Annotated in this window: 21 protein-coding genes and 4 pseudogenes; 13 read left to right on the forward strand and 12 right to left on the reverse strand. The window is 68.6% G+C overall.

Annotated elements, in window-relative coordinates:
• Window positions 1-23: 23 nt before the first annotated feature.
• Together AC6CKD_RS32785 and AC6CKD_RS32790 are read right to left on the reverse strand one after the other, a co-directional pair.
• Window positions 24-1,010, reverse strand: a pseudogene (locus tag AC6CKD_RS32785) (glycoside hydrolase family 26 protein); the annotation flags it as partial.
• A gap of 284 nt (window positions 1,011-1,294) precedes the next feature.
• Window positions 1,295-2,044, reverse strand: a complete 750-nt coding sequence (locus AC6CKD_RS32790) for a DUF1775 domain-containing protein (protein WP_498332442.1) — start codon at window positions 2,042-2,044, stop codon at window positions 1,295-1,297.
• Between the two features lie 509 nt (window positions 2,045-2,553).
• On the opposite strand from AC6CKD_RS32790, the gene chrA reads away from it, so the two are divergent.
• A complete protein-coding gene (chrA, locus tag AC6CKD_RS32795; RefSeq protein WP_498332476.1) occupies window positions 2,554-3,954 on the forward strand; it encodes a chromate efflux transporter in 1,401 nt (466 codons plus the stop codon).
• A 32-nt stretch (window positions 3,955-3,986) separates the two neighbouring features.
• Here chrA and AC6CKD_RS32800 read toward each other — a convergent pair whose 3' ends face one another.
• Complete coding sequence (locus tag AC6CKD_RS32800) at window positions 3,987-4,370, reverse strand: ArsR/SmtB family transcription factor (RefSeq protein WP_498332443.1); 384 nt, start codon at window positions 4,368-4,370, stop codon at window positions 3,987-3,989.
• A gap of 97 nt (window positions 4,371-4,467) precedes the next feature.
• Between AC6CKD_RS32800 and AC6CKD_RS32805 the strand changes: the two genes are divergently transcribed.
• From AC6CKD_RS32805 to AC6CKD_RS32820, 4 genes and pseudogenes are all read left to right on the forward strand, one after another.
• Window positions 4,468-6,456: a heavy metal translocating P-type ATPase gene (locus AC6CKD_RS32805; protein ID WP_498332444.1), complete on the forward strand. Its 1,989-nt coding sequence runs from the start codon at window positions 4,468-4,470 to the stop codon at window positions 6,454-6,456.
• Window positions 6,453-6,859: pseudogene (locus AC6CKD_RS32810) on the forward strand ((2Fe-2S) ferredoxin domain-containing protein). Before AC6CKD_RS32805 ends, AC6CKD_RS32810 begins: the two are co-directional and overlap by 4 nt.
• A 476-nt stretch (window positions 6,860-7,335) precedes the next feature.
• Window positions 7,336-7,518, forward strand: a complete 183-nt coding sequence (locus tag AC6CKD_RS32815) for a hypothetical protein (RefSeq protein ID WP_498332445.1) — start codon at window positions 7,336-7,338, stop codon at window positions 7,516-7,518.
• 320 nt (window positions 7,519-7,838) lie between these two features.
• Complete coding sequence (locus tag AC6CKD_RS32820; RefSeq protein WP_498332477.1) at window positions 7,839-8,975, forward strand: serine hydrolase domain-containing protein; 1,137 nt, start codon at window positions 7,839-7,841, stop codon at window positions 8,973-8,975.
• 100 nt (window positions 8,976-9,075) lie between these two features.
• Here the strand turns inward: AC6CKD_RS32820 and AC6CKD_RS32825 are convergent, their stop codons facing one another.
• Window positions 9,076-9,729, reverse strand: a complete 654-nt coding sequence (locus tag AC6CKD_RS32825) for a DUF6357 family protein (RefSeq protein ID WP_498332446.1) — start codon at window positions 9,727-9,729, stop codon at window positions 9,076-9,078.
• Between the two features lie 170 nt (window positions 9,730-9,899).
• Between AC6CKD_RS32825 and AC6CKD_RS32830 the strand changes: the two are divergent.
• Window positions 9,900-10,139: pseudogene (locus tag AC6CKD_RS32830) on the forward strand (helix-turn-helix transcriptional regulator); the annotation flags it as partial.
• A gap of 616 nt (window positions 10,140-10,755) precedes the next feature.
• Window positions 10,756-11,490 (forward strand): hypothetical protein, encoded by a 735-nt coding sequence (locus AC6CKD_RS32835; RefSeq protein WP_498332447.1) that lies wholly within the window; start codon window positions 10,756-10,758, stop codon window positions 11,488-11,490.
• Between the two features lie 422 nt (window positions 11,491-11,912).
• Here AC6CKD_RS32835 and AC6CKD_RS32840 read toward each other — a convergent pair whose 3' ends face one another.
• Window positions 11,913-12,113 carry a hypothetical protein gene (locus AC6CKD_RS32840; RefSeq protein WP_498332448.1) on the reverse strand — a complete coding sequence of 67 codons (201 nt, stop codon included), beginning with the start codon at window positions 12,111-12,113 and terminating at the stop codon, window positions 11,913-11,915.
• A gap of 350 nt (window positions 12,114-12,463) precedes the next feature.
• Between AC6CKD_RS32840 and AC6CKD_RS32845 the strand changes: the two genes are divergently transcribed.
• Together AC6CKD_RS32845 and AC6CKD_RS32850 are read left to right on the forward strand one after the other, a co-directional pair.
• Window positions 12,464-13,849, forward strand: a complete 1,386-nt coding sequence (locus tag AC6CKD_RS32845) for an FAD-binding oxidoreductase (RefSeq protein ID WP_498332478.1) — start codon at window positions 12,464-12,466, stop codon at window positions 13,847-13,849.
• A 13-nt stretch (window positions 13,850-13,862) separates the two neighbouring features.
• Entirely contained in the window at window positions 13,863-14,912 is a 1,050-nt protein-coding gene (locus AC6CKD_RS32850) for a hypothetical protein (protein ID WP_498332449.1), read from the forward strand.
• Between the two features lie 31 nt (window positions 14,913-14,943).
• Here the strand turns inward: AC6CKD_RS32850 and AC6CKD_RS32855 are convergent.
• Window positions 14,944-15,152: pseudogene (locus tag AC6CKD_RS32855) on the reverse strand (YdcF family protein); the annotation flags it as partial.
• Between the two features lie 667 nt (window positions 15,153-15,819).
• Window positions 15,820-16,116 (reverse strand): hypothetical protein, encoded by a 297-nt coding sequence (locus tag AC6CKD_RS32860; RefSeq protein ID WP_498332450.1) that lies wholly within the window; start codon window positions 16,114-16,116, stop codon window positions 15,820-15,822.
• Between AC6CKD_RS32860 and AC6CKD_RS32865 the strand changes: the two genes are divergently transcribed.
• Window positions 16,048-16,512 carry an MBL fold metallo-hydrolase gene (locus AC6CKD_RS32865; protein WP_498332479.1) on the forward strand — a complete coding sequence of 155 codons (465 nt, stop codon included), beginning with the start codon at window positions 16,048-16,050 and terminating at the stop codon, window positions 16,510-16,512. The two genes, AC6CKD_RS32860 and AC6CKD_RS32865, sit on opposite strands and share 69 nt — an antisense overlap.
• 162 nt (window positions 16,513-16,674) lie before the next feature.
• Here AC6CKD_RS32865 and AC6CKD_RS32870 read toward each other — a convergent pair whose 3' ends face one another.
• From AC6CKD_RS32870 to AC6CKD_RS32880, 3 genes are all read right to left on the reverse strand, one after another.
• Window positions 16,675-17,745: an acyltransferase family protein gene (locus AC6CKD_RS32870; protein WP_498332451.1), complete on the reverse strand. Its 1,071-nt coding sequence runs from the start codon at window positions 17,743-17,745 to the stop codon at window positions 16,675-16,677.
• A 1,058-nt stretch (window positions 17,746-18,803) separates the two neighbouring features.
• Complete coding sequence (locus AC6CKD_RS32875) at window positions 18,804-19,922, reverse strand: lytic polysaccharide monooxygenase auxiliary activity family 9 protein (RefSeq protein WP_498332480.1); 1,119 nt, start codon at window positions 19,920-19,922, stop codon at window positions 18,804-18,806.
• A 44-nt stretch (window positions 19,923-19,966) separates the two neighbouring features.
• Complete coding sequence (locus tag AC6CKD_RS32880) at window positions 19,967-21,088, reverse strand: glycoside hydrolase family 12 protein (RefSeq protein ID WP_498332452.1); 1,122 nt, start codon at window positions 21,086-21,088, stop codon at window positions 19,967-19,969.
• 263 nt (window positions 21,089-21,351) lie between these two features.
• Between AC6CKD_RS32880 and AC6CKD_RS32885 the strand changes: the two genes are divergently transcribed.
• Together AC6CKD_RS32885 and AC6CKD_RS32890 are read left to right on the forward strand one after the other, a co-directional pair.
• The gene (locus AC6CKD_RS32885) at window positions 21,352-23,604 is read left to right on the forward strand and encodes a glycoside hydrolase family 9 protein (protein ID WP_498332453.1); all 2,253 of its coding nucleotides are present in this window, start codon (window positions 21,352-21,354) and stop codon (window positions 23,602-23,604) included.
• Between the two features lie 942 nt (window positions 23,605-24,546).
• Window positions 24,547-25,044, forward strand: a complete 498-nt coding sequence (locus tag AC6CKD_RS32890; RefSeq protein ID WP_498332454.1) for a hypothetical protein — start codon at window positions 24,547-24,549, stop codon at window positions 25,042-25,044.
• 138 nt (window positions 25,045-25,182) lie between these two features.
• Here AC6CKD_RS32890 and fdxA read toward each other — a convergent pair whose 3' ends face one another.
• Entirely contained in the window at window positions 25,183-25,524 is a 342-nt protein-coding gene (gene fdxA, locus AC6CKD_RS32895) for a ferredoxin (RefSeq protein ID WP_329390232.1), read from the reverse strand.
• Window positions 25,525-25,619: 95 nt separating this feature from the next.
• Between fdxA and soxR the strand changes: the two genes are divergently transcribed.
• Window positions 25,620-26,084, forward strand: coding sequence for a redox-sensitive transcriptional activator SoxR (gene soxR / locus AC6CKD_RS32900; protein WP_329390230.1), 465 nt, complete (start codon window positions 25,620-25,622; stop codon window positions 26,082-26,084).
• A gap of 278 nt (window positions 26,085-26,362) precedes the next feature.
• On the opposite strand, the gene AC6CKD_RS32905 is transcribed toward soxR, so the two are convergent.
• Window positions 26,363-26,677 (reverse strand): VOC family protein, encoded by a 315-nt coding sequence (locus tag AC6CKD_RS32905; protein ID WP_498332455.1) that lies wholly within the window; start codon window positions 26,675-26,677, stop codon window positions 26,363-26,365.
• Window positions 26,678-26,706: the final 29 nt, after the last annotated feature.

The raw sequence follows: 26,706 nt of genomic DNA on the forward strand, positions 1-26,706 counted from the left end.
GCAGCGCGTGTTGCTCAACGCTCCGAGAGCGCATGGCGAAAGACTTGTGCCGACTGCGGGTTCTGACCGCACTGCCACACGCCGTGCGGGCAGTAATCGGTGATGCTGTGGTAGAGCGGCTTGTGCTCGGCGATCCACGCGAGCATGCGGCGCATGTAGTCGGGATTGTCGCCGTGCCGGAACAGTCCCCACTCCGGGTACGAGATCGGCTTGCCGTGCCCCTTCGCAAAATCGACGTGCGCCTGGAGCCCGTACGGCTGGCTGACGTGATCGTCGAAGGTGCGTCCCGGTGCTTGGTCATAGGAGTCCATCCCGATGATGTCGACCACGTCGTCACCCGGGTAGCACTCCGTCCAGGCGACCGCGTCGGTACCCCGGTTCGGCGCGAAGTCGAAGGCGAAACGCTGACCGTCCGCCGAACGCATGGTGGACACGATCCTCCGCCAGTACACCTTCCAGTTCTCCGGGTCGGGGCCGCAGCGGTGGGTGTAGGTGGTGCCGTTCATCTCCCAGCCGAGCACGACCACCGTGTCGGGGACCCCGGCCTTGACCAACTGCTCGGCCAGCCGCCTGAAATGGTGGTCGAACTCTCCCTGGGCGCCCGCCGCGATCAGCTCGGCGACCTCATCGTCCGCAATACCGGCCTCGTTGCGCTCCTGCATGGGCACGTTCAGGACGAACAGCCGGTCCGCCTTGGCTTGGCGCCACCGCGCCCAGCTGCCCAGGAAATCAGGTGAAGACTCGATGTTCGACCACACGTCGCCGGGAAGGTAGGTGTGCCCGACGCGCAGTTCGGTGCCACCCAGCCAGCGAGAGAGCTCCTCCATCCGCTCCACGCCTGGCGGCCCGTAGTGCAGATAGGCCCCCACAGCAACGCCGGCCCCGGCATCTGTCTCGGTCTCGTTCTCCGGCGATGAGGCCAAGACCGCCCACGTGACGAGCAGGCCCGCCACGACCGTGGCCATGCCGGTACCGGCCAGCCAGCGGCGTCGTCGACGTCTATCGGACATGGCGTCTCTCCAATACCGGGATGCTCCGGGGCGGGAACCGCCTTCGCGGAATCCCCGCAAGCATCACCCCGCCCTCCTGGCAGCCACTGTGAACCGCACGCGAGGCCCCAAGGACCCGATAGGGCAGACCCCCACCCCTATGAGCGACCGAGGGCGCCCCAGCCATGTCGTGATACGGGGCGGACCTGGCGTTCCGCCGTCAACTGAGGCGGCGGGCCCGGTGCATACCGGGCACAAGGCGCCGGTTCCTTGGCGCCGCTCGTCCGAGCTTCGCGCTGTGGGGCTCAGGCGCCAGCGGAGCGGCGCCTGAACCACCACAGCAGGCCACCGCCCACGATGAGCACGGCGGCACCGAGTGTGACGGGCAGCGCGAGGGAGGTTCCGTTGTCGTCCTCGCCGACGGAGGTCGCCGTCGACGGTGCCGGTGTGGGCTGGCTGGGGGCCGCAATGGTGGGCTCGGGGGCGGGGCTGGAGCTGGGGGTGACCGGAGCGGCTCCGGGCGCGGCCGGCTGCAGGGCTAGGATTGGAGCCGAGGCGCCGTGGCCGCCGCCGGTGGCCTTCTCCAGTTCGATCCACCGGTCGACGCGGCCGTCGTCGTAGGTCTGCAGTGTCTTGAAGGGCAGCGTCTTGGCATCGGGGAGCTGGCGGACGGTCACGGCGTAGGAGGCGTCTTTGCCCGCTGCGACAGCCGGCCCCGAGACCGTGTAGCCGCGGTCACCGGCCACGAACTTCCAATTGCTGGGGCCTTCCTTGTAGGCGATGTCCTGCGGGGTCAGGCCGTCGGGGAGGATCACCTCCAGTTTCGTGATTCTGGCCGCCGTGGACTCGGACTCCGCGACGAAGGTCAGGGTGACGTTCTGGGCCAGGGCGCGGGCGTCGTCCGCTTCGACTTCCACGTGCGCGAATGCCGGGACGGCGCTTGTCGCTACGGCCGCTATCAGCGCGGTGGCGAGAACGGCGGTGCGGGCGTGGGCGCGGGACATGCGGTTCCCCCAGGGTGCGGTAGCGAGCGCGTAGCGCAGGGCCTGGGTCATTGTCGCGGGCCCCAGCCCTCCGCGGGATGGCGGCTCCATCATGGGCGATCAGCGGCCGGCCGACGTCTCGAACGCGTCAACATCCGGGACTGGCTGGTCTCGCATACAGGGAGAGCAGCCACCGGCCGGAGCGGTGGCACGCACGGGTTTCGGGCCGGCTCACGGCCCAGCGCAACCGCACGCTGGTAGTACGCGTAGAGGCCGTCGAGGACGGGGTTGGCGATGGTCATGGTGTGGGTGTCGTCGCCGGTCATGGAAAGGCCCCGCAGGACGCCGCACGGCTGCCCGGCCGGTCTGCGGCGGCCGCGGCCGCGGCCGCGGTTCGAGGCTGCAACGAACTGTTCACGTCCATCGTGAGACCTGCCCTTCCAGCGACCCAACACGCGACGTCACCGTGGTTGCACAGCAACGGAGGGGTTCCGGGAGCGCGGTCGCGCCCCTCCCAGCCGTCCGAACCCCGGCCGCCTCGTACGGCCTGATCAGGACGAAAGGGAGTACCGGCGACCGCCATCGACCAGGCCCCCAGCGGGCCGGGCCCTGCGGATCAAGACCCTGTCGGCGGCGATGTCATTGCGCTGAGGCGGGCGGGCCGGGCATGGTTCGCGATCTCCTGGCAGACCTTCCGCGGCCCGGCCGGGCAGATCGCGGTGATGCAGCGTGCCCTGGTGGAGGACAAACGCTGGATCGGCCAGCAGCGGTTCAACCACGCCCTGAGCTACTGCATGCTCCTGCCCGGGCCAGAGGCGCAGCAGCTCGCCATCGACACCGGGTGGCTCCTCAACGGCACGCGCGGCGGTCTGATCGCCGGCACCCTGTTCGTACTGCCCGGCGTCCTGGCCCTGCTCGCCCTGTCCGCGCTCTACGTCGCCTTCGGCTCGACCACGGCTCTCGTCGGCGTCTTCGCCGGCCTCGCGCCGGCGGTCGTCGCAATCGTTGTCCAGGCCGTCTCCCGGGTCGCCAAACGCTCCCTGACCCACCCGATGCTGATTGCCCTTGCCGCCGTTTCCTTCGCTGCCCTGGCGCTGTTCGCCGTGCCGTTCCCGGCGGTCATCGCGGCCGCCGCCTTTGCCGGCTGGCTCATCGGCCGCTTCAAGCCTGCCGCGCTCAACCCCCCGGCCGGTCATGGAGCCGGTGACGGGCCGCCGCCGCTGATCCCGGACGACGCCCTGCACCACGAGCAGCCCTGCCGGCGGCGCACCTGGCGCATCCTGGGAGCCGGTCTGCTGCTGTGGGCCGTCCCGGTGGCCGCCGTCGCCCTACTGACGGGCACCGGAAGCGTGTTCACCACCCAGGGACTGTTCTTCTCCGGCACCGCGCTGGTCACCTTCGGGGGCGCCTACGCGGTTCTCGCCTTCGTTGCGCAGCAGGCGGTGCAGACGTACGGCTGGCTCGGCGCCAAGGAGATGGTCAGCGGCCTGGCCTTGGCCGAGACGACGCCGGGACCGCTGATCATGGTGGTCCAGTTCGTCGCGTTCCTCGGCGCCTACCGCGATCCCGGCGGCCTCGACCCGTGGGCGTCGGCCCTGCTCGGCGCCCTGCTGACGACCTGGGTGACCTTCGTGCCGTGCTTCTTGTTCATATTCCTTGGCGCTCCGTACATCGAGCGCCTGCGCGGCCACCGCAGGATCTCCGCTGCCCTGGCCGGTATCACCGCCGCGGTCGTCGGCGTCATCGCCAATCTCGCCCTCTACTTCGCCGAACACGCCCTCTTCACCGACGTGGACGAGAAGAATTTCGGCCCGCTGCACATCCCCCTGCCTGACCTCACCACGCTGCGCCCAACAGCCCTGGCCATCACCGTGATCGCGGCGCTGCTGATCTTCAAGCTCCGCTGGAGCGTCCTGCGCACCCTCGGCATCTGCGCCGCCCTCGGCCTTGTCGCAGCCTTCACCGGGCTCCCCGGCATCTGAGCCCGGGTCGCGGACAGGGCGGATACGAGCGGCTACGCGTCGGCTGAGTGCGCCAATGCGGAGGGAGTGTCGCGCAGGCCCATGCGCAGGTGCTCGACGTGGAAGAGCGCCTGGTCGAGGAGTTCGGCGACGTGGTGGTCATACAGGGCGTAGACGATGGAGCGGCCCCGTCGTTCGCCGGTGACCAAACCTAGGTTGCGCAGCAGGCGGAGCTGGTGGGAGCAGGCGGACTGCTCCATGCCCACGGCCTCGGCGAGGTCTCCGACCGCGCAGGGGCCTTCCTGCAGGCGGGCGAGGATCCGTAGCCTGGAAGGTGTGGCCAGGGCCTGGAGGGTGGCGGCTACGTCCGCGGTGCCCACGGCGTCCAGGCGCTCGCGGGTGGTGGCGGTGTTTTTGTCAGCGAGTCCATGGCCCATGGCGACCATCCTACCGATGACACATGAAGACCTGTTCATTCATTCCTGTACGGTGGAGGTGTAGCCGTTCCCCATGCCCGTGAAGGGTTTCTTCGTCATGCCCTCTGACCTGATCGAGCGTGCCGAGCAGGCGTCGCCTCGCCGCTCCGCGGTGCCGGTACGCCGTACGCGGGTTTTCGCGCTGGCCGAGGCCCGTTGGGCGGCCGCTGCCACGGTCGCCTTCGTGCTCGCGCTGTCCTTGCAGCTGACCGGCTCCCCCGCCTGGGCCTTCGGTCCGCTGTACGCGATCGCATACGTCACCGGTGGATGGGAGCCGGCCTGGGCCGGGATCCAGGCGCTGCGCGAGAAGACCCTGGACGTGGACCTGCTGATGATCGTGGCCGCGATCGGGGCGGCTTCGATCGGGCAGGTGATGGACGGCGCGCTGCTGGTCGTCATCTTCGCCACCTCGGGCGCGCTGGAGGCGCTGGCTACCGCCCGTACCGCCGACTCCGTACGCGGCTTGTTGGACTTCGCCCCGGCCACGGCGACCAGGCTCACCTCCCATGGCCGCGAGGAAACGGTCCCCACCGAGGAGCTTCGTGTCGGGGAGGTCGTCCTGGTCCGCCCGGGCGAGCGGGTGGGCGCCGACGGTCGGGTGCTGGATGGTTTGAGCGAGGTCGATCAGGCCACGATCACCGGGGAGCCGCTGCCGGTGGCCAAGCAGGCCGGTGACGAGGTGTTCGCCGGAACCCTGAACGGCACGGGTGCGCTGCGCGTGGAGGTGGAACGGAACGCCTCGGACTCGGTGATCGCACGGATCGTGGCCATGGTCGAGGAAGCCTCGGAGACCAAGGCGCCCACCCAGCTGTTCATCGAGAAGGTCGAGCAGCGGTACTCGGTGGGCATGGTCGTGGCGACCCTGGCGGTCTTCCTCGTTCCGCTGGCGTTCGGCGCCGACCTCGCCGGTTCACTGCTCCGGGCCATGACCTTCATGATCGTCGCCTCACCCTGTGCGGTGGTCCTCGCGACGATGCCGCCGCTGCTGTCGGCGATCGCCAACGCGGGACGCCACGGCGTGCTCGTGAAGTCAGCCGTCGTGATGGAGCGCCTCGGCCAGGTGGATGCGGCCTTCCTGGACAAGACGGGCACCCTCACCGAAGGCACGCCCCGCGTCATCGCGCTGCGCCCCCTGCCCGGCAGCGGCCTGGCCGAGAACGGCCTGCTGACCCTCGCGGCGGCCGCCGAGCACCCCAGCGAACACCCCCTCGCACGGGCCGTCGTGGATGCCGCCCACAGCCGCGGCCTCGACATCCCCGCCGCGCAGAACTTCACCTCCGTACCCGGCATCGGCGTCACCGCCATGGTCGAGGGATCCGAGGTGTCGGTCGGCGCGCCTGCCCGCCTGCTCGACAGCGGCCATCCAGCAGCGGGCCACGCTGCGGTTGTCGTCGGCGAGCTGGAGGACGAGGGCTCCACCGCCGTCCTTGTCCTGCGCGACGGCGTTCCGGTCGGCGTTGTGGGCGTCGCCGACCGGCTGCGGCCCGAGGCCGCTGCCACCGTGGCCTCGCTCGAGCGCCTGACCGGCCGGGCTCCCGTACTGGTGACCGGCGACAATCCGCGCGCCGCCGCCCGCCTCGCGGGCGAGGTCGGCATCACCGACGTCCGCGCGGGACTGCTGCCCCAGGACAAGGTCACCGCGATTCGAGAGCAAGAGGCGGCCGGCCGCAAGGTCCTGGTCGTCGGCGACGGCGTCAACGACGCGCCCGCACTGGCCGCCGCCCACACCGGCATCGCGATGGGCCGGGCCGGTTCCGATCTCGCCCTGGAGACCGCCGACGCCGTCGTCGTCCGCGACGAACTGTCCACCGTCCCCGCTGTGATCGCCCTTTCCCGGGCGGCCCGCCGTCTGGTGGTCCAGAACCTCGTCATCGCCGGCGCCTTCATCTCCGTCCTCGTCATCTGGGACCTGGTCGGGCACCTGCCGCTGCCGCTGGGCGTCCTCGGCCACGAAGGTTCCACCGTCATCGTCGGCCTCAACGGCCTGCGCCTCCTCAGCGAGTCCGCCTGGAAGCGCGCCTCCACCTCCTACGGCGGCCCCCGATGAGCCGATCCAGCCGAAAGCCCGAGCCCCTGCCGACCGGCCCGGCACGTCCCACGGGCACCGTCTGCCGAGGGTGCTGCTGCGGCACCCCCAAGGTCCCTCACCTGGACCACGCCGCCCAACTGGACAACCTGCGCTCATCGCTGGCCGGCATCGCACTGGTCCGGCGGGTCGACTGCCTGGACGCCTGTGAACGCGCCAACGTCCTCGTCATCCAGCCCTCCACCGAAGGACGCCGAGCCGGAGGGCGTCCTCTATGGCTCGGGCACGTCAACGACCCCGGAGCTGCGGTCGACATCGCCGCATGGATCAAAGCAGGCGGGCCCGTCTCGCCGAGGCGCCCAGGGTTCTCGACCTCTACACCTTCAACCCGTCCCGGCGCGTCCGTCACGACCTCGAGGACTGATGTCCCGCAGAGCCTGTGGGCAGCGCTCGGGCTCGCCTCGCCGCCCGCTCGGGCGGCCTTCAACGTGACACACCCGACCGACCCTCCGGACCTCCGGACTACCCACTTCCGGTAGCGTCCACCTTGTGTGGAGACGTGACTACAGAGGGTTCGCCCCCTCTGGTTGTCGCGCTGCTTGCCGTCTTCCTCTGGACCGCGGCAAGGTCGCCGGCCCACATCCACCATGCGCCGGACACCGTCGCCTCCACGCACAAGCACCACGAGGCTGAACCCGGGCACGGCCCGGGCCACGCTCCTGCGCATCTGCCGCTCTCGGGCCGAGCAGTAGGTCCCGCGCCCCTGCCCGCCTGCCCTGCCGAGGGCCGGGAGCGTGCCTCTACGGCGTTCTTCTCGCACCACAAAGCAGACACCGGCCGCCGAACGCGAGGAGATCAGCCCCCGGCGGCCTCGAAGACCGCTCCCCCACCCTCTTGGCCGTGGCGTTCCTCCAGCTGTACAACCACCTCGCCGAGAACGCCACCATCCGCGAATGCGCCCGCGCCCAAGCCCAACGCGAACACCGCCGGCGCCGCAAGGCGGCCATCGCCGAGCCGGACACCGACGCGCCCGGCTGCGGTCCAGTCTCACAAGCACTGGGAAGCACGGAGACCCACGGATGATCCGACTCCACGAGCACCAGGTCGACCAAAGTCGGCGTTCCGTAAGGGGTGGGATGGTTCAGGTCCTGTCATAACCCCGGTCGTCCACCCAGCTGACGGGGGGGGGTAACCCCACCTTCAAACGGGTTGTTGGCGGTATCCCGGTCCGGACCTTGATCGAAAATACTGGGTCCAGATCAGGTCTTCACCTACCAGCGACAGGAGTACTCGTGTACGAGCACGGACACGCAGCCACAGGGTCACGCACGTCCACGAGGGGTGGCCACAGCCGCAGGGAACGCAGGCTGCGGGTCGCTGTCGTCGGGGCGGTCGCCACGGTCATGATGAGCGCCGGTCTCGCCCTGCCGGCGTCGGCTGCCGGCACCCCGGACGCTTCGGCGGCACGCGGCGGGCACGCGGCCACCCAGGCGGCCCTGGACTCGGTCGTCCAGGACGGGGCGCCAGGGGGCATCGTGCTCGCCGAGCAGGGACACGACACCTGGGCGGGACATGCGGGCACTGCGGATCTGGCAACCGGCCGCAAGCCGCAGGCCGATAACCGCTTCAGGGTCGGCTCGATCACCAAGACGTTCGTGGCCACGGTGATGCTCCAGTTGGAGGAGGAGAAGAAGCTGAGCCTGGACGACACGGTGGACCACTGGCTGCCAGGTCTGGTGCAGGGAAACGGGAACGACGGCAGCACGATCCGGCTACGCCAGATCCTCAACCACACCAGCGGCATCTACAGCTACACCGACGACGAGGACTTCAAGCGCAAGGAGTTCGGCACCGACTTCCTCAAGCACCGCTACGACACCTGGACGCCCCGCCAGATTGTCCGGCTCGCCATGACACACCGGCCGGCCTTTGCCCCCGGCGACGACTGGAGCTACTCCGACACCAACTACGTCATCGCCTCCATGGTGATCCAGAAGGCCACCGGCCACTCCTACGCCCACGAGATCGAGCAGCGCATCCTGCGCCCCCTGCACCTGGAGTCCACCAGTTTGCCCGGCAGCCGCACCCGCGTCCCCGGACCCAGCGGACGCGCCTACTCGAAACTGACCGGGGAGCTCGCCGGGCCGGGAGAGCCGAACAGTGCGATCTACGACGTCACCGAACTCAACCCCTCCTTCGCGGGCGCCGCCGGAGAGATGATCTCCAACAACCAAGACCTCAACCGGTTCTACCGGGCCCTGTTCTCCGGTCGGCTCCTGAAGGAGCCTCAGCTGAAGGAGATGATGACAACCGTCTCGATCAAGAACATGCCAACCTTCTCCTACGGCCTGGGACTGATGCGGATGACGTTGTCGTGCGGTACCGAGGTATTGGGGCACAACGGCGGCATTCAGGGCTCCATCTCGCAGACCATGGCGACGCCAGACGGAGATCACGTGCTGTCACTGAACTTCAACGGCGACTGGAACATCCATGAACAGCGGCTCGTCGACGCCGAATTCTGTGGTGTCCGACCTTGACTCGGGGATCTTGGACGCGTGGTCAGATGCCCAGGCGTCGGGACTTGCTCTGTCGGCCGGCATCGCGGTGATGTTGCGGGTCCCACCCGGCGCCATCCGTTCACGACCACCGTGCGAATTCGGCGTCGAGGCGTGGGTCAGTCCGAACCCGGACTTCGCCGCCGGCGGCCTCGGCCGGGGCGTCGACCCGTTCGAGGCCGATGAACTCGATCAACTTGAGCAGTTCGGCTCGTTCGGCTCGGTCTTCATCGACATCATGCGAGTCGAAGAAGACGTAGTACTGGTCGCTCGGGTCCACGTAGCCCGAGGCAGCCCAGATCCGAGCGATCTCTTCGATCGCCGCCGCTTCCGTCGTGATCGTGGCGGCGCGGGCGGCGCCGCGAGTCTCCGGTGACGCGTCGAGGTCGGCGAGGTCGGAGAACCACTGTCCGAAACGGTCGAGGCCGGCATATCCGTTCTCGAAGAACAGCATCGCGCTCGGAAGGTAGCGATTTCCCCTGTCGACCTGGAGGTATTCCGACCGCAGGCGGTCCGCATCCTTGGTTCGGGAGATCACACCTTGCCTGGGCATGAGTACCAAACTCTGCCCCGACGGTTCATCGTTGATGGTGTAGGTGTCAGAATCCCGATCACGGAAGAACGCGGAGAACGCTACGTAGGCTTCCTGCGGGTCGCCCACGGAGACCTGTTGGTCGTTGCCATCACCGACAGCGAAGACGAACTGTTTCGGTCCGGGGTTGTAGGGGCGAGCCATATCCGTCCTTTGTTCACGCGTGAGGGCTCCACCAGCGTAGGCGGTGTCAGAGCGGACGGGCCTGCCGTGCATCGACGACGCCGACCCTCGATGTCGTTCCGGCGCTGCCCGCTCGCCTCCGCCAACACCGCGATCTGCGGGGCGCAGGCTCACGCTGGCCCGGCAGTGGCCGAGTGAGGGGCGCACTTGAGCTGCGCACGGGCACGATCTACCCGGCTTTGAACCGGCTGGGGAGGCTCGGACTGCTGAGCAGCAGCGAGCAGTCTTCCGGTGAACGGCGACGGCGATGTTACGAACTCACCGACGCCGGACGGCACACCCTGGCCAGCGAGCGCACGGCGTGTGGCGAATGCACCACAGCGATCGGCTCGGTCCTGAACCTCGCCGCACCGCCTGGGCTTGCCACATGAGCGCCACCAGTCGGCAAGCCGACCCCGTCGAGAGGACTACATCGCGGCCCCGACAGCCGCCTTGGACGGGCCGGCCCGGATCAGGGCCCGGATGATCGAGGAGATACACGACGGCCTCGCCGACACGGTAAGAGGCGCACACCCGCGAAGGAATGCCCTACCAGCGCGCTGCCCACCAAGCGGTGCGAGAAGTCAGGACCCTCGATGAACCCGCGCCGAGCTGCCAATGGACTTTGGGCCCGCAGCCGATTCGCCACGGCCGCCCGCCCTCGGGCCGGGAAGAAGGCGGAGCACTTTCCCATGCCCGATGCTGTGCACCGTGACGGCGCCGGCCACTGAACGAACCAGCCCTGTCCGCCGTGCCGCGCGTGGATCGCGGCCCCTTACCCCGCCAGGCAAATTTCACTCCCCGGGCCTCTCGCCGCCGACCTCCACTGATGGCACCATGAGCTCAGGCGGTGCCGACGTTCGGTACCGAGGTTCTGGGGTCAACATGAACATCCGGCTCCCACTCTGCCGACTCACTCAGCTCTTCGTGGCGGCAGCCACGTTGGGTGCGCTGACCGCTTGCAGCAGCTCCGGAGGGCAAGCGCCCCCGCGGCCATCCCCTTCCGTCGTGCCTGGCACGTCCTCGGCGCCCTCCGCAGCTCCGACCGCACCCAGCGCGCCCGATACCACCCCCGGTACGCCCGCACCCACTGCGCCCGGGTCCGACGCAGGCACGCCACCCCTCGGCTCCGCGCACCTCCAGCCCCTGTGGCCGTTCACCACGCTCGCCCGGGCCGAAGCATGGCAGCAGGAGTACCGATCCGGGGGCCACCAGCCCTGGCATCTCGACCCGGAACAGACCGCGCTCGCCTTCACCCAGGGATACCTCGGCTTCAAGGACGTCGGCCGAGTGACCCAGCGCACCGTCACTGGCCGCGATGCCCGTATCGGCGTCGGCTTGAACCTGCCTCCTGGCGCCGAGGGCTACAAAAGCACCGTCGCGGTCCTCCACCTCGTGCGGTACGGCGCCGGCCCGGACGCCCCCTGGGAAGTGGTCGGCACCGACGACACGACGTTCTCACTGACCGCTCCCGCATACGGATCAGCCGTCCGCTCCCCGATAGGGACCGGCGGCCGGATCAGCGGTGTGGACGAGAGCATCCGCGTGGACGTGCGCCAACCCTCGACCACGGCCCCGATCGGCGCCTCGTGCTGCATTCCGGCCGGCGGAAACGCGCAGCCCTGGAACACGACCGTGTCGTTCACCGGCGCCACTGACCCGGTCCTGACGATCGTCGCGTCCACCGGCGGGCACATCTCCGATGTCGAGCGCTTCACGGTCACGGCGGTCCGCACCGGCTGACGCGGAACCCCGGACGCGAGGAGACTGCGAGACCGGCCCCCCCTCCCCCAGCGGCCCCCCTCCCCCCGATTTCCAACCCGAAATCGAGAGGGGCCGGTTGGATGCCGAACAGCTCGCAGCCTTCGCAAAGCTGGGCATCGACTGGGCTGCGTAGGCAGTGACTCGTACAGGAGCGCTGCCGCTGCCTGCCCTCACGTCGCGTACGCGACGATCAGCCGATTCGCGGCCCCGGGGAAGTGTTCCGGCTCAGAAGCGTCGCGCGGAGTTCACTGCTTGGACTGCCTGCCGGATGCGGACGTCGACCGAGGTGTTCTGCTCCAAGCCGGAAAAGTGCCTGGCGGCGCTCGGGTGATCGCGGAGGGTTGCTGCGACAAGGCTGGCAGTGTCTCCCGCCATCGTGCGCGGCCAGGAGGTCCGTTGGTTCAGGTGCGCCAGGACCGGATGCGGTCGGCTGTTTCGTAGACGTCCGCGTGACCGGAGTCAATGTCGCGGGCAAGCTCCACCGGCTCCCCGTTCGGGGTGTCGACGGTCTCGCCCGTGGCACGCATGTAGGCCGCTGCCAGTACCGCGCCGAACAGGGCGTTGCGGGCCGGAAGGGGACGCAGGCGGATGACCGCGTGCATCAGGGCCGCGGCGCGCCATGCGTTGTCGACGGTCTTCCCGCTTGAGCAGCCGAGGATGCCCCCGCCGTGATGGATTCCGGCCGGGTCGCGATTCCGTTCTGGTGACTGTCCTCGGGCGTCGTACGACAGGAATCAACGCCCCCACAGCATCTGCCGTTTCGAGTCAACAATATCCGACAGCGCGGTGAATCATGAATCCTATTTCCATCAAATTGCCGCCGCTTATGTAGTTGATTGTGATGTCTATACTCTGGCGCAGTCCCGGGCCGGATGGGCTATTTCTATTTTCGGCTCTACTGGTGGTGGCGTGTTTACATTCATCGGAATTATTATGTCTATCTTTATGAAAGATTGGTGGGCGCAATTACCGCGCCCGCCTCGCCTCCGTCCACCTCCCCTCCGACATCGAGGAACTGCGCACCCTCGCCCTCGGGGCCCGTCGAGACGGTCGCCGTGTCGTCATCCGCGGCTCCGGACACAGCCAGGGCGGGCTGACCCTCGCGGACCACGCGATCCAAATCGACACCTCCCGGCTCACCCGGATCGAGGACATCGACTCGCGTGCGATGACCGTGCGCGTTCAGTCCGGCGTCACCTGGGACCGGCTCCGCGGCGTCCTGGACCCGCTGGGACTGTCGACCCGCTGCAACCAGAGTTACGGCGTCTTCACCGTCGGCGGCTCCGTGAGCGTCAACGCGCACGGCCGGAACGTCGACACCGGAGTGCTCGCCGAAACGATTGTGGCAGTGCGGGTCATCCTCGCCACCGGCGAGATCGTGCAGGCCGGCCGTGAGGAGAACCGCGAACTCTTCGGTCTGGTCGTCGGCGGTCTGGGGCTGATCGGTGTACTCGTCGACGTCACCCTGCGGCTGGCCCGCAACGACGAGTACGAGAAGAGCCGAGTCGTCGTCATGCCGCCGACCGAGTATCCCCGGTACGTCGCCGAGCAGGTGCGCAGCGATCCCGACGTCCACTTCCACTACGCCCGGCTGTCCGTGGCGGACGACGAGCTGTGGCAACGGTTGTTCTGCGTCGACTACCGGCTGCGTCCCGGCGGGGAGATTGCCGACGCCGTCCGTGCCGAGCCCCTCGACCGCGCCGCCATGGCCAAACAGCGGATGCTGCTGTGGGGCGTGCGGCGTAGTTCCTGGGTGCGGCGGCAGCGGTTCGGCTGGGAGTTGCAGTACCGCTCGCACTCCGAGCGGGTGCGCCGCAACAACGTGGCCAAGGAGTCCTTCCGGGCCATCCAGTCTTCCGCCCGCCACCGCGCCGACTGGCTGGAGGAGTCCTTCGTCCCCGCGCCCGCCCTGCTCGACTTCCTCGGCGCAGCCCGCCAGGTCTTGCGGGAGGAACGGTTCCGGCTGCTCAACACCACACTCCGGTTCGTCCCGCGCAACGAGGACGCGCTCCTCTCCTACGCCCGCCAGGACAGCTTCTCCGCGGTGCTGTGCTTCGAACAGGCATTGGAACCACGGCAGATCCGCCGCACCGAGTACGTCCTGCGCCGCCTCCTCGATTGCGCGCTCGACGTCGGCGGCGCCCACTACCTCGGCTACCAACGCTTCGCCTCCACTGAGCAACTCCAACTCGCATACCCGGGGTTGACGGATTTCTTCGACCTCAAGAGCAAGTGGGACCCGGACGGTCTGTTCACCAAGCAGTTCCATCAGCAGTACGGATCCGGTGCTACCGTGCCCGCCCCCGCGTCCCCGCCCTCCCCGCTGCCGCTTCCCTGAGAGGACTCCGGCCATGGCCTTGCCCCGCGGCCCCGAATCACCCCGGCCCCCGAGTGACACCCTCACTCCCGAGAGCCACGAGATCACCGCCTCCGACGGCACCGCCCTCAAACTCACCCGTTACCGGGGCGGCAGCAAAGGCCCGTTGATCGCCGCCCCCGGCTACGGCAACACCGCCCACGTCTACGCCCTCGACACCCCCCACAACTGGGTCGCCCACCTCGTCGAACACGGCTACGACGTCTGGCTGCTCGACTACCGGGCCAGCCCCGACCTCCCGGCGCGCCCGCGGCCGTTCACCATCGACGATGTCGCCCGGCGCGACTGGCCCGCCGCCGTCGCACACGTCCGCGCGGTCACCGGGGCCGACACCGTGCAGGTGCAGGGGCACTGCGTCGGCGGGCTGTCCCTGTTCATGTCGCTCGGCGCCGGGTTGGAAGGCGTACGTTCCGCGACCTTCTCGGCACTCGCCGGGCACCCGGTGCCCAATACCGGCAACCGCCTCCGCTGCGCCGTACGCGTCCCGAACCTGCTGCGCGCGCTCGGCATCGCCCACCTGCCCGTCGGCTACGACCCCGCCTCCCGCGTCGACCGGGCCATCGACGCCGTGATGCGGATCCTGCCGTTCCGGCACAAGTACCCCAGCCCCTGGGCCCGCCGCATCTCCTTCGTGTACGGGGACCCGTTCGCATGGGCCAACCTTGACGAGGCGGCCCTCGGGGCGCTCCCCGGGGCTTTCGGCGGCTCCGACATGACGGCCATGGCGCACATCGCGCGCATGTGCCGCCATCAAGAGGTGCGCGACGCGCGCGGCCGGGACACCTACTGGCACAACAAGGACGCCTACCGGCTGCCCATGCACTTCGTGACCGGCGCCGAGAACCGCATGTTCCTGCCTGTCGGCCTGCGCCGCACCTATGACCGGCTGTGCCGACTGCACGGCGCGGACCTCTACCGCTACGACGCCGTCCCCGGTTACGCGCACCTGGACCTCTGGCTCGGCGCCCGGTCCGCGCGCGACGTCTACCCCACCGTCCTGGCGGAGCTGGAGAAGCACAACTGACATGACGGCGACCGACATTCCCTCGCCCGCCCAAATCGCCGACGAGCATGTCGACGACGAGCTTCTCGTCGCCGATGGACTGATGTAGTCGTCCAACTCCAGTGGCTCGGAGGCGCACACGACCTCCGCCTCGGGCCACAGCTTGCGGCAGGTAGCGTCGGAGCGGCGCTCCATGTACGGCTTGGAGATCAGCAGCAGCGACGCCACCTCGATACCGGCTCGGGCCGGCAACTCCTTTGAGAGTGCGGGATATGGCATTCCATCGGTCTTGTCATCGCTCGATGGTGTGACGTTGAGGCATCGCTGCCGGTCAGGAGTTCGGGGTTCGCGGCCGGCAATCGCCTTCCGCTTCTGCCGCCCGGCGGCGTCCCGCTGGTGCACACGAAAGATGTCGCGTCAGGCCACCTCGCTACCGAGGGCACCACGATCGGCAGCCGCTTCATCCTCAGCGACCGCTACGTACCCTTCGCGGACCTCGTCACGCTCATCCAGACGCTCGTCCCCGGCTACAGCGCTCGCCCGCCCTGCCCAGGCGACTCGCCCGCCCACTGGCCATCACCGGCCAGGCCCGCGCCCGGGCTACCGGGCGTCCACCGCTGCTGCCCGGCGGCCAGCTGCACTTCATGCTCTCTCACGTCGTGCCCGACTCCACTCCGGCCCGCACCGAACTGGGCTGACGGCCACGACCGCTGGAGCAAAGCCTCGCCGACCTCCTCGGCGCCCCCTGAGGTCGCAGTCGCAGACCATCCCATTCCCAGTCAGGAACGCGCCATGGCCAACATCATTCCCATCAAGACCGGCACCATCCGCATCCGACCCTCCCACCGAGCCGGAAACATGAACCACCCGGTCTGGCGCCGTCGGCTGGCCATGCTCACCGACAAGGACTGGACCGAGCCCTCCCCATCTACACGTACCTCGTCGAGCACGACGACGGCCTCATCCTGCTCGACTGCGGGGAACCTCCCGAGCCGGATTCTTCCCCTGGTGGCACCCGTTCTTCCGCTTCGCCGTCGACCTCAACGTCGAGCCCGGCGACGAGATCGGATCCCAGCTGCGCGCCCGCGGCATCGCCCCGGGCAAGGACCTGAGAACTCTGGTCCTGTCCCACCTGCACCACGACCACGCCGACGGTCTGGAGCACTTCGACGGAACCGAGATCGTCGTCTCGGAGGAGAACTACCAGGCGTCCCAAGGCCTTCACGGAGCCATCATGGGTGCGGTCCCGTCACAGTGGCCCACATGGTTCGAACCAGTACGACGGAAGTTCGACGGACCCTCCGTTGTCGGGTTCTACACCTCCATGCCGCTGACAAGCGACGGCACCATCCTTGCCGTGCCGACGCCCTGCCACATGCCCGGACACCTCAGCGTGGTCGTCCGCAATCCCGGCGTCACGTACTTCCTTGCCGGGGATGCAACCTACGACCAGGATCTGCTGCGCCGACGCATCGTGGACGGCCCCGCAAGCAACCTCAAGACCTCGCTCGACACCATGGACCGGATCACCACGTTCGCCGAATCCGAGGCGACCGTCCTGCTGCCGGCGCATGACCCCGCCGCCGGGTCCCGCCTCGCCGAACGCATCACCCTGGCCTGACCCGCAGGACCGGAGCCGCCCGGCATCGAGCTGCTTCGAGCTCAGCCCGGAATAGGGCTTCAAAGTGCTCGACGCTGGCCACTGTCGAATCCGCCGAGGTGGACAGCGCCCCAATCCCTGATGGCAACGGACGCCGCACCGGTTGTGTGACGGTCTGCTCGCTCAACTCACTGGTCGACCACGTTCCCCCGTGTCCGTGGGTAAGTCGGCAGGGGTCTGCGCGGACTGCATGGGGGGCGAGGCCAGGCGCTGGGTGCAGGGAAGTTCGGCCCAGCGGTAGAGCACCGCGGCTCCGCAAAGAGCCAAAGCCAGCGACAGGCAGGCGAGGGGCAGTGCCGTGGAGACGGTGCCCGCGTAGTGGAAGGCGGCTGCGAGAACGGTGCAATGAAGCAGGCAGAAGGCGTACGACCACGTGCCCAGAGTGGTCATGACAGCAGCCCGCAGAAGCGAAGGTCGCTGCTGGCTGTCGGCGGCGGCTGCCTGGATGAGAAGGGCGAGCGGCGCAAGGGGAGCTGCCGCGAACAGGAACGGCAGCGGCAAGAGCAGGGCGCTGGCCCCGGTGGCGGCCAGCACGAGCAGGGCCGCCGTCGGGGTGCCCACTTGAGTGGGTGAAGGGTGGCGGTGGTGACGGGCGAGGAGCATGCCCAGGACGAACTCCGGTAGCCGGCTGAGGGGGAAGAAGTACACGTAGGCGAGTCCCGGCTGCAGAACGTCGGTCGCTTGGACGGTGTCGAGGGTCGGAGGGGCACCGTACTTCCATGAGAGGACCGCGGGAATCCAGGCCAGGGCTGCGACGAGGAGGCCGGCCAGCCGGAGTCTGCCGGACGGAATCCTGTTCACCAGGGGAAGGAGCAGAGGGAAGAGCAGGTAGAACAGGGCTTCGCAGGCGAGGGACCAGGCGACGGGGTTACCGGCCGCCAAGTTCTTTGGTGTGGGCAGGAGGTAGGGGAACAGCAGGGCGCCAGCCAGGTCATCGACTGCGGTGACGCCCGGGACAGGGTGTAGGCGGGGTACTCCGACCAGCAGGATCGCCATCATCAGGGCCCAGCCGACCACATGGTTGGGGAGGATTTTCGCTGCACGGCGGCGCCAGAACGCGGCTGCTCTGTCGCCCTGCCTGGCCGAGTGGGTCAGCACGAAGCCGCTGAGCATGAAGAACAGCGAAACGCCGAGCGAGCCGCCGGCGGTCAGCTTGAGGACCAGTTGCGGGGCGCCGGTCTGGTGCCAGTACATGGCCGTGTGGCATTGACACGGTCAAGCAGCTCGGCGGCAACATCGTGATGGGGATACCGTTCGGTGTGCTGCTGCCGTTCCTAGTACCCCGAAAACAAGGGCTGGTCCGCGTACGGGTTTATCTGCACCTGTCAAGTACTGGACCTGGTCAGCGACTTGCAGTATCTGAAGACATGTAAGACTCGCTTGAGATTTTCAATGCGCCACTTCACTTCACCCACCTCGTCACTCGAGACACCGCCGTCGCTGACCGGCCGGCCGATCAGCGCAAGACTGATTCAGAAGCCCTCGGCGGTAGCGCGCAGGCCATCATGGCACTGGCCTTGTGCGGTCCCTTTTGGGTCGAGGGCGGCGCGTTCGGTGGGCTCCGGGACGTGGCCTTGCCGGGCAGGCCGTTCGGGTGTCCTCACGACAGATCAGTAGGTAGCACCCGACGGCAGATCTGCCCTGATCACCAAGCGTGCTGGAGGTGATACCTTGCGTTGCCGCTACTGGGATAGGTGGCCTCGCACGGTGTTACTGCCGAGGATCCGGAGTGGCCCGGGTCTAGCAAAGAGGAGCGATCATGGACGAGCCCAGGTTTGGCGTCGTATCGACGGTGCGAGCGGACGCGTAGCGGCGCTTTGAACCGCCTCGAAATGCAGCCCAAGCTCCTGCCCTCGCTGACCGGCCTACGGTTCATCGGACGTGGGCTGCACGAGACAAGCACGGATGGAGTCACCCGGGCGCAGGTTTGTATGCGTCAACGGCACATGCTTGGACGTTCGGGTACCGGCGTTGTGGGGACGCGCTTCGCGGCGGTTCACGTAAGGACCGTACGTGTCCGTCGAGATCGACTCGCCCAGGAGAACGGTGGGCTGGCACGCGGCGCAACAGCGCGTCGGCGGCCCCCTCATCGACCGTGGCGGACATTGAGCACCGACGGATCACTTTTGATTGGGTCATGGCCGGGTTCGCCGGCGCGACAGCCAGATGGTTCTGGTCATCACCGTCGGCGACGGACGACGGAGCGGCGCCGGTTCGCGTGTGATGTACGGAACCGGCGCCTCCCTCCGCGGCTACGGGCTGACGCAGCCGATCGAGCCGGCCGGCAGGTTGTTGCCGGTCGATGTGGCCGTGAACCCGAAGGTGACGCTGCCGTCCGGCGGGACGGTCCGGTTGTAGTCGAGGTTCCTGACCGTGAGCGTGCCGTCGGATCCGGTGGTCAGCGCACCGTTCCACAAACTGTTGACCTTGGCGCCCGCGCCGGGCGTCCACCTCACGGCCCAGCCGTCACGCGCGGTCGTGCCGTGGTTCATGACCTCGACGGAACCCTGGAAGCCGCCGTTCCAGGAGTTGGTCACGCTGTAGACGGCCATGCATCCGGTGTGGGGGTCGGTCGGAGTGGGTGTGGGGGTCGGAGTCGGGGTCGGCGTCGGGGTCGGGGTGGGCGTGGGCGTGGGCGTCGGGGTGCTACCCGAGCCTCGGATGCCGGTCACCTCGCCGTTGCCGCCGTCGAAGACGATGTCGGAGCAGGAGAAGAAGTTCTCCTGGCTGTCCGAGCGCACCCACTGGATGAACATCACGGCGTCACCCGAGCGGCCCGCGGGCAGGTTCAGGTTCCAGTGGTAGTGGCCGCCGTCCGTGCCCGGCGAGCCGGTCTGCGGCGGGTCGGTGACCGTCTGGATCAGCTCCAGGTCGTCCCAGCCCAGTTCGGTGGCGGGCGAGTAACCGGCCTTGGACACGTACACCCGGAAGGAGCCGGGGTGCGCGGCCCAGTTGCTGTGCTTGATCTCTATCGTCTTCCCGGACGTCAGGTGGGTCCGGGGCCAGTCGGTGCGTGCGGCGTTGTATCCGGTGAAGTTGTACGGCGAGCGGTCACCGGCGCTGCACAGCCTTCCGTCCGGGACGTAACCGGGGCCGCGTCCACCGGCGTTGGAGTCGAGCACGGCGAACCAGTTGTACAGCGCGGTCGCGCCGCTTTCGTCGAGCGCCGCCCTGCACGCCGGGTTGGTCGGGTCGAGGGCGCCGGTGCTGGTCTTGGCGTCCAGCCAGCAGAGGTAGGTGCGCGATCCGGGCGTCATCGCGACGCCGTGGGCCTGGGCACTGCCCTGGCCGAACAGGATCAGGCCGATCCCACCGAGCAGGGTCGCGAGCACCGCCGCCAGGGAGGCGAGTCGCTTCTTGCGTCCAGCCATCATGTCTCCTCTGTTCTCGTAGGGGTGTCGTCCGGTCGGTCGGATCACGCGACACAGGCGGTGCCGTTGAGCAGGAACCCCGACGGCTGGACGAACGGGCCGCTGTGGGTTCCCTGGAAGCCGAACGTCTGGGCGGCCCCGGCCGCGATCCGCGCGTTGTGCGCGAGGCCGGTCGCCGTGACGGCCCCGGAGGCCGGCGTGACGGCGGCGTTCCACGCTTGGGTGACCCGCTGCCCGGAGGGCAGGGTGAAGGACAGCTTCCAGGAGTCGACGGGGGTCGAACCGGTGTTGGTGACGGTGACGTCGGCGGTGAAGCCGCCGGTCCATACGTTCGTCGCGTACGTCACCTTGCAGGACGCCGCCGGGACGGGTTCGCCGGGACCGGGCGTACCGAGGTTCACGGCCGAGGAGAAGGAGTTCACCGTGAGCCCGGCGCCGTTCTGCCACGGCTCGAAGCCGGCCTGGACGCTGGTCAGATACCAGTTGTTCTGAGCCATGCCGCGGGCGACGGTCTCCCGGACGAAGTCCATGACGTCGAAGTTCCAGCTGGTGATGGCCGACGGGGCGACGAAGGAGATGACGTCGTTGGAACCGTTGCTGCCGGTCCATACCTGCCAGGCGCGGCCGCCCACGCCGGCGGTGCCGACGTGGGAGCCGATCGGCTGGATCGGACCGGCCTTGTTGAACCAGATCATGATTTCGGTCCGGTTCACCCCGTCGGTTTTGGGTGTGGGGTCCAGCCAGATGTCGTAGGAGGCGTTGTACACGGCGTCGCCGACATAGCCGTACGAGATGCCGGTGGGGGCACTGGCGATGCCGCTGAGCTGCACGGGGAGGTTGGTTCCCGGCGAACAGTTCGTGTAGTGACAGCCGTTGAAGACCGAGGGGTACGACTTGGGGGCGCCGTTGGTGGGAACCGAGCCGTCGGCCCGGGTCACCCGGAACCCGGTGTCGGTGGCGGTGACGCACTGGGGGGCACTGGTTCCCCAGCGGTTGTTCTGGACCACGTAGCGGCCCTGGATGGTGGTCGAACCGTACTGTTCACAGATCAGGGTGTCCGCCTGGGCCACCGGCGCGGTGGCCAGAGCGAGGACCGTGGCGAAAGCGATGAGCAGGGCGCCGAGCATGCCTCGCGCGGTAAGGGTGCGGTGCGGTAACGCTCGCATGGGGGGAGCCTCTCCGGAAAGGGTGACCGGGTGTGCTGATCACGGTGGGGAGCGCTCCCTGCATTGTTGGGAGCGCTCCCACATGCGGTTGCCGGGGACTGTAGGGACATGGCGGTCTCCTGACAACCCTCGGAACCCAACGAATCGATCGGCGTTCAGGCCATTGACGTCTCAGCGCTCCAGCCACAAGTATGTCCACGCCTGCATGCATGGGAGCGCTCCCAAAGAGGAGTCGTACCGCACTGCCGACGAGGAGCCCAGACGTGAACCGACGCAGAACCGCACTGCTGTCCCTGACGGCCCTGCTGGCGACCGCTCTCACCGCCGTGCCCGCGGGCCCGGCGGGGGCGGAGGCGGGGGCCGAGGGGGTCGAGCAGGTGAAGAACGGCACCTTCGACACCACCACCGACGGGTGGTGGACCGACAACGTGACCGCCGGGCTGACCGACGGCAGACTCTGCGCCGATGTGCCGGGGGGCACGTCGAACCGCTGGGACGCCGCCGTCGGCCAGAACGACATCACGCTCGTCAAGGGAGAGTCTTACCGGTTCAGCTTCCACGCGACGGGCGCGCCCGAGGGCAACTCCGTCCGCGCGATCGTGGGCCTGCAGGTGTCGCCGTACGACACGTACTACGAGGTCAACCCGCAGCTGAGCGTGTCCGGCAACACCTACACGTACACCTTCGCCTCACCCGTCGACACCACGCAGGGGCAGGTCGGCTTCCAACTCGGCGGCGCCGCCGATCCCTGGCGGTTCTGCCTCGACGACGTGTCCCTGCTGGGCGGGGTGCCGCCGGAGGAGTACAAGCCCGACACCGGCCCCCGGGTCCGGGTCAACCAGGTCGCGTACCTGCCCCGCGGGCCGAAGAACGCCACCCTCGTCACCGAGGCGACCGAACGGCTGCCCTGGAAGCTGAAGAACGCCTCCGGCACTACCGTGGCGCACGGCTGGACCGTGCCGCGCGGCGTGGACCCCTCCTCCGGGCAGAACGTCCACTCGATCCGCTTCGATGACCACCGCCGAGCCGGGACGGGCCTCACCCTGGTCGCCGACGGCGAGACCAGCCGGCCCTTCGACATCGGCACCACCGCCTACGAGAAGCTCCGCCTGGACGCCGCGAAGTTCTACTACACCCAACGCAGCGGGGTCGGGATCCGCGACGACCTGCGGCCCGGCTACGGCCGCTCGGCCGGTCACGTCGACGTCGCCCCTAATCAGGGCGACGGGAACGTGCCCTGCCAGCCGGGCGTGTGCGACTACACGCTCGACGTCACCGGCGGCTGGTACGACGCCGGCGACCACGGCAAGTACGTCGTCAACGGCGGCATCTCCGTCTGGCAGCTGCTCAGCACCTACGAGCGCGCCCGGCTCGCCCGCACCGGGCAGGCCGAGAAGCTCGGCGACGGCACCCTGAACATTCCGGAGAGCGGCAACAAGGTTCCCGACATCCTCGACGAGGCCCGCTGGGAGCTGGAGTTCCTGCTCAAGATGCAGGTGCCGGACGGCAAGCCGCTCGCCGGCATGGTCCACCACAAGATCCACGACGAGAAGTGGACCGGCCTGCCGCTGATGCCCTCCGACGATCCGCAGAAGCGCGAACTGCACCCGCCGAGCACCGCGGCTACGCTGAACCTCGCGGCGACCGCCGCCCAGGCGGCGCGCCTGTACAAGCCGTACGACCCCCGGTTCGCCGCCACCGCGCTCGCGGCGGCCCGCACGGCCTGGGCCGCGGCCCTCGCCCACCCCGACGTCCTCGCCTCCGAGAGCGACGGCATCGGCGGCGGCTCCTACGCCGACCGTGACGTCAGCGACGAGTTCTACTGGGCGGCCACGGAGCTGTTCCTGACCACCGGCGGGGAGGAGTTCCAGAACCACATCCTGCGCTCCCCCGTCCACACCGCCGACGTCTTCGGGCCGATCAGCTTCGACTGGGCGCGCACGGCCGTCCCCGCCCGGCTCGACCTGGCCACCGTCCCGAACCGGCTGCCCGGCCGCGACAAGGTCCGCAAGACCGTACTCCAGGGCGCCGACCGCTACCTGGCCACGCTCAACGCCCACCCCTACGGGATTCCGTACGCCCCGGAGGGCCACAGGTACGACTGGGGCTCCACGCACCAGATCCTCAACAACGCCGTCGTAATGGCCACCGCCTACGACCTCACCGGCAGCGCGAAATACCGCGACGGAGCCGTTCAGGGCATGGACTCCGTCCTGGGCCGCAACGCCTTGAACATCTCCTACGTCACCGGCTACGGCGAGGTCAGTGCGGAGAACCAGCACAGCCGCTGGTACGCCCACCAGCTCGACGCGAAACTGCCCCGTCCACCGGCCGGCTCGCTGTCCGGCGGACCGAACTCCAGCATCCAGGACCCGCTGGCACAGAGCAAACTCCAGGATTGCGTCGGTCAGTTCTGCTACATCGACGACATACAGTCCTGGTCGACCAACGAACTGACCATCAACTGGAACTCGGCTCTGACCTGGATGGCCTCCTTCGTGGCCGACCAGGGCTGATCCGGCTCCTGACGGTCGGGTCACCAACAGGGGTCTTCGCGACGCCCTCGACGAGCGACACCGGCGAGAGCGCCCCGACGAGGTGCCGGCGGTCCGGATCCATCCCCCGGACCGCCGGCCTCGGTCGCAGCGCCCCTGCTGAGCGCCGCTCGGATCGGCGCGGACGACCCCGCGGACATCGGACCGTTCCCGTACTAGGCCCGGAGTTCGCCACCGAGGACCGGGCCGTCGGCAGGATGGTGTCCCGCCAAGGGCATTTCTGCGATCTCGCGCACGCTGCTTCACGCGGCGGCCATGGCAGAGCCCTCCAAGTCCTGCGTCCTCAGGCCGACAGCAGCCGGTTCCCGGATCCGTCGCAGGGCAGTTGGCCGGGAGGCGGTGAGGTCGTGGAGGGGGTCTCCTTGTCGATGCCGTGGATCGCGGTGGGCCCTCGTCGGCGGCGACGAGCAGGCCGAAGGACTGATCGGCCCGCAACTCCCGGAACGACCGGCGGAAGTCACCGCTCCAGACGCCGGGTCCGGAGGAGTTCCGGCCGTCCGCCATCAACAGCCACACCCTCGCCTTCAACCGGCGCAAATCCCTCCCCTACGGCGCCCAGCGCGGCGCAACCCCGGCCTTCTGGCCCAAGCAGAAGGGATTCGTCGGCGGAGACATCGACACCAGCACCGGTCAGTTCCTCAGCGTCGACCCCCTCCTTGAAATCGATAGGCCGCAGACCTGGTCACGGCCAACGCACGGTGGCTGTCGGGCTACCGGCATCTCCGGTGCTCGGTCGGGATCTCCGCCGCCCGGCTGCGGCAGGCATTCCCCGAGCCCACCGCGCTGGGCAAGGGCGCGCTCCGGCTCGGGAACCCGATCGCGACGCTCCCGGCGGTCTACCACCAGCTGAGGCACGGCCTGCTGACCATGGACTGGAACCGTCCCCTGAACAAGGAAACCCTCGTGACCGCCAGCCCCTGCCGGACGATGCCTGGGAGGGGAACGGTGAAGCGGGCGGTGGACGTCGTCAAGGTCGGCGACCGGATCCGGTTCGAGGACCGGATCCACGTCCTGGCCGGCCTCGACGGGCCGCGCTGCCGACTGCTCGCTGAGGAAGACGCCGGCGGGCGGGTGCTCCTGCTCACCCAAGTCCTCAGAGCCCCGGACTTCGACGTCCTGGACCGCCCCCGCTCCACACGCCGCCAGGTCCCCGTGCACGGCCTACTGGACGGGCTCGACCCGCCGGTCAGGGAGAAGGCCCTGGCCTGGGAACGGCACATCCTGGAAATCGAGACCGGGCACCTGAGTCCCTTGACGGGCAGGTCCGCCACTGTCACCCGCCCCACTGACACGAGGCCGAAAGATCGAAGGTGGCGCAACAACACAGCGGATCGACGCCAGCCCCTGGCCGTCACTCCACTGACGCGAAGGCCGGGCGGTGGTCAAGGTGACGATCTATAGGACTTCAGAGCCGAAAAACGTGAACGCTCACACGGAGTCGGGATGGGAGCGGGTGCGGGTACACGGCCCCACCGAAGGCGCGCCCCGCGGGTCGCCCGAGCTGCCCATGCGCGGCGCGCACGTCCCAGGCCGGCGGCGCTACAGCATCGGGAGCGAAGGGACGGCGCCCTTTGACGGGAGCGCTGCCACGATCGGATGGTCCCGTCCGATCGGACCGAGCTTCGCACTGCTGCCGGGGGCGCCGAGGTCGGAGAAGAACTCGGCGTTCACGGTGTTGAAGTGCTGCCAATCCTGCGGGGTGTCGTCCTCGAAGAAGATCGCCTCGACCGGGCACACCGGCTCGCAGGCTCCGCAGTCGATGCACTCGTCCGGCTGGATGTAGAGCATGCGCTCACCCTCGTAGATGCAGTCGAGAGGGCACTCGTCCATGCATGCCCTGTCCTTGACATCCACACAGGGCAAAGCGATCACAAACGTCATCGAGCTGCCGTCCTCTCCAAGTGGTTCCTGCCCGCCGTTCCGACGCAGCCGACCGTATGGCCTCAAGTAGCCTTGAGGTCAACAGGAGGCTTTTCATGACGAGCAACCGTTCCGGCGACGTCCGGGCCACCCCGGACGACTGGCTGAGCATCGGCGAGGCGAGCGCACGAACCGGAGCGGCCGTCTCCGCACTGCGGTTCTACGAAGAGCTGGGCCTGATCGCATCCGAACGCGACGATCGCAACCAGCGTCGCTACCCTCGCCACATGCTGCGTCGTGTCGCATTGATCTCGGTTGCCAAACGGATCGGCATCCCGCTGCAGGACCTTCGAGAGGCGTTCGCCGACGTACCGCTCGACCGGCCACCAAGTCACCAGGAGTGGCAGCGCGCCTCGCGGAGCTGGAAGCGTCGGTTGGAAGAGCGCCGACAGACCATCGAGCGGCTTGAGGCCGAACTCACCGGATGCATCGGCTGCGGATGTCTCTCAATGAAGGCATGCGCTCTGCTGAACCCCGGAGACACGCTCGCCGGCGACGGTGTCGGCCCCCGCCGACTGTGAGACGGGCATCCCGCCAGAGAGTTCAGCGCGGTCGCTACACAGACTCGGCCTGCGGTCACCCGAGCCCGGAATAACACGCCGTCACATCGGCTACAGAGAGCTACTTATCACTTCGCTGTAGCTACCCGAGCGCAGGGCCTCGGAGTGCGGCCTCCCAGCCGGCCCGGGTCCGTTGGAGCGCCTGGTGGAGACGTTCGGACGGTACCTCGAAGACGCCCTTGTGCTCGGGCCTGCTGTACTCGTGCGGCCCTTACGACCTGGGGAGCGATTGACAGAGCTCAGGTTGAGTGGACTTCGACCGTGCGGCCGTCGGGGTCGGTGAGGATGTGGCGTCCTGGCGTGAGTGGCGGAGTAGCCGTGCTGCCGTCGACGGACAGGCCGAGACGCAGTGCGTCCGTCTGACGTCCAGGGCGGGCTGGGTAGAGCTCGAACACCATGCCGTTTGGAAGGACCGCGGCGTAGTGCTCGGGGCCCTGGCCGTGCCGCTCCGCAGTGAAGTCCAGGCCAAGGCCCTGGTAAAAGCGCCAGCATTGCTCAAGCTGCGGCGAGTACAGCACCAGCAAGGTCATGCCGACTGGCTTCGGGTCACTCATCGGTTCCTGGCCTTAGCTGACGTTGACGG

This window comes from Streptomyces sp. GQ60 (assembly GCF_059758875.1).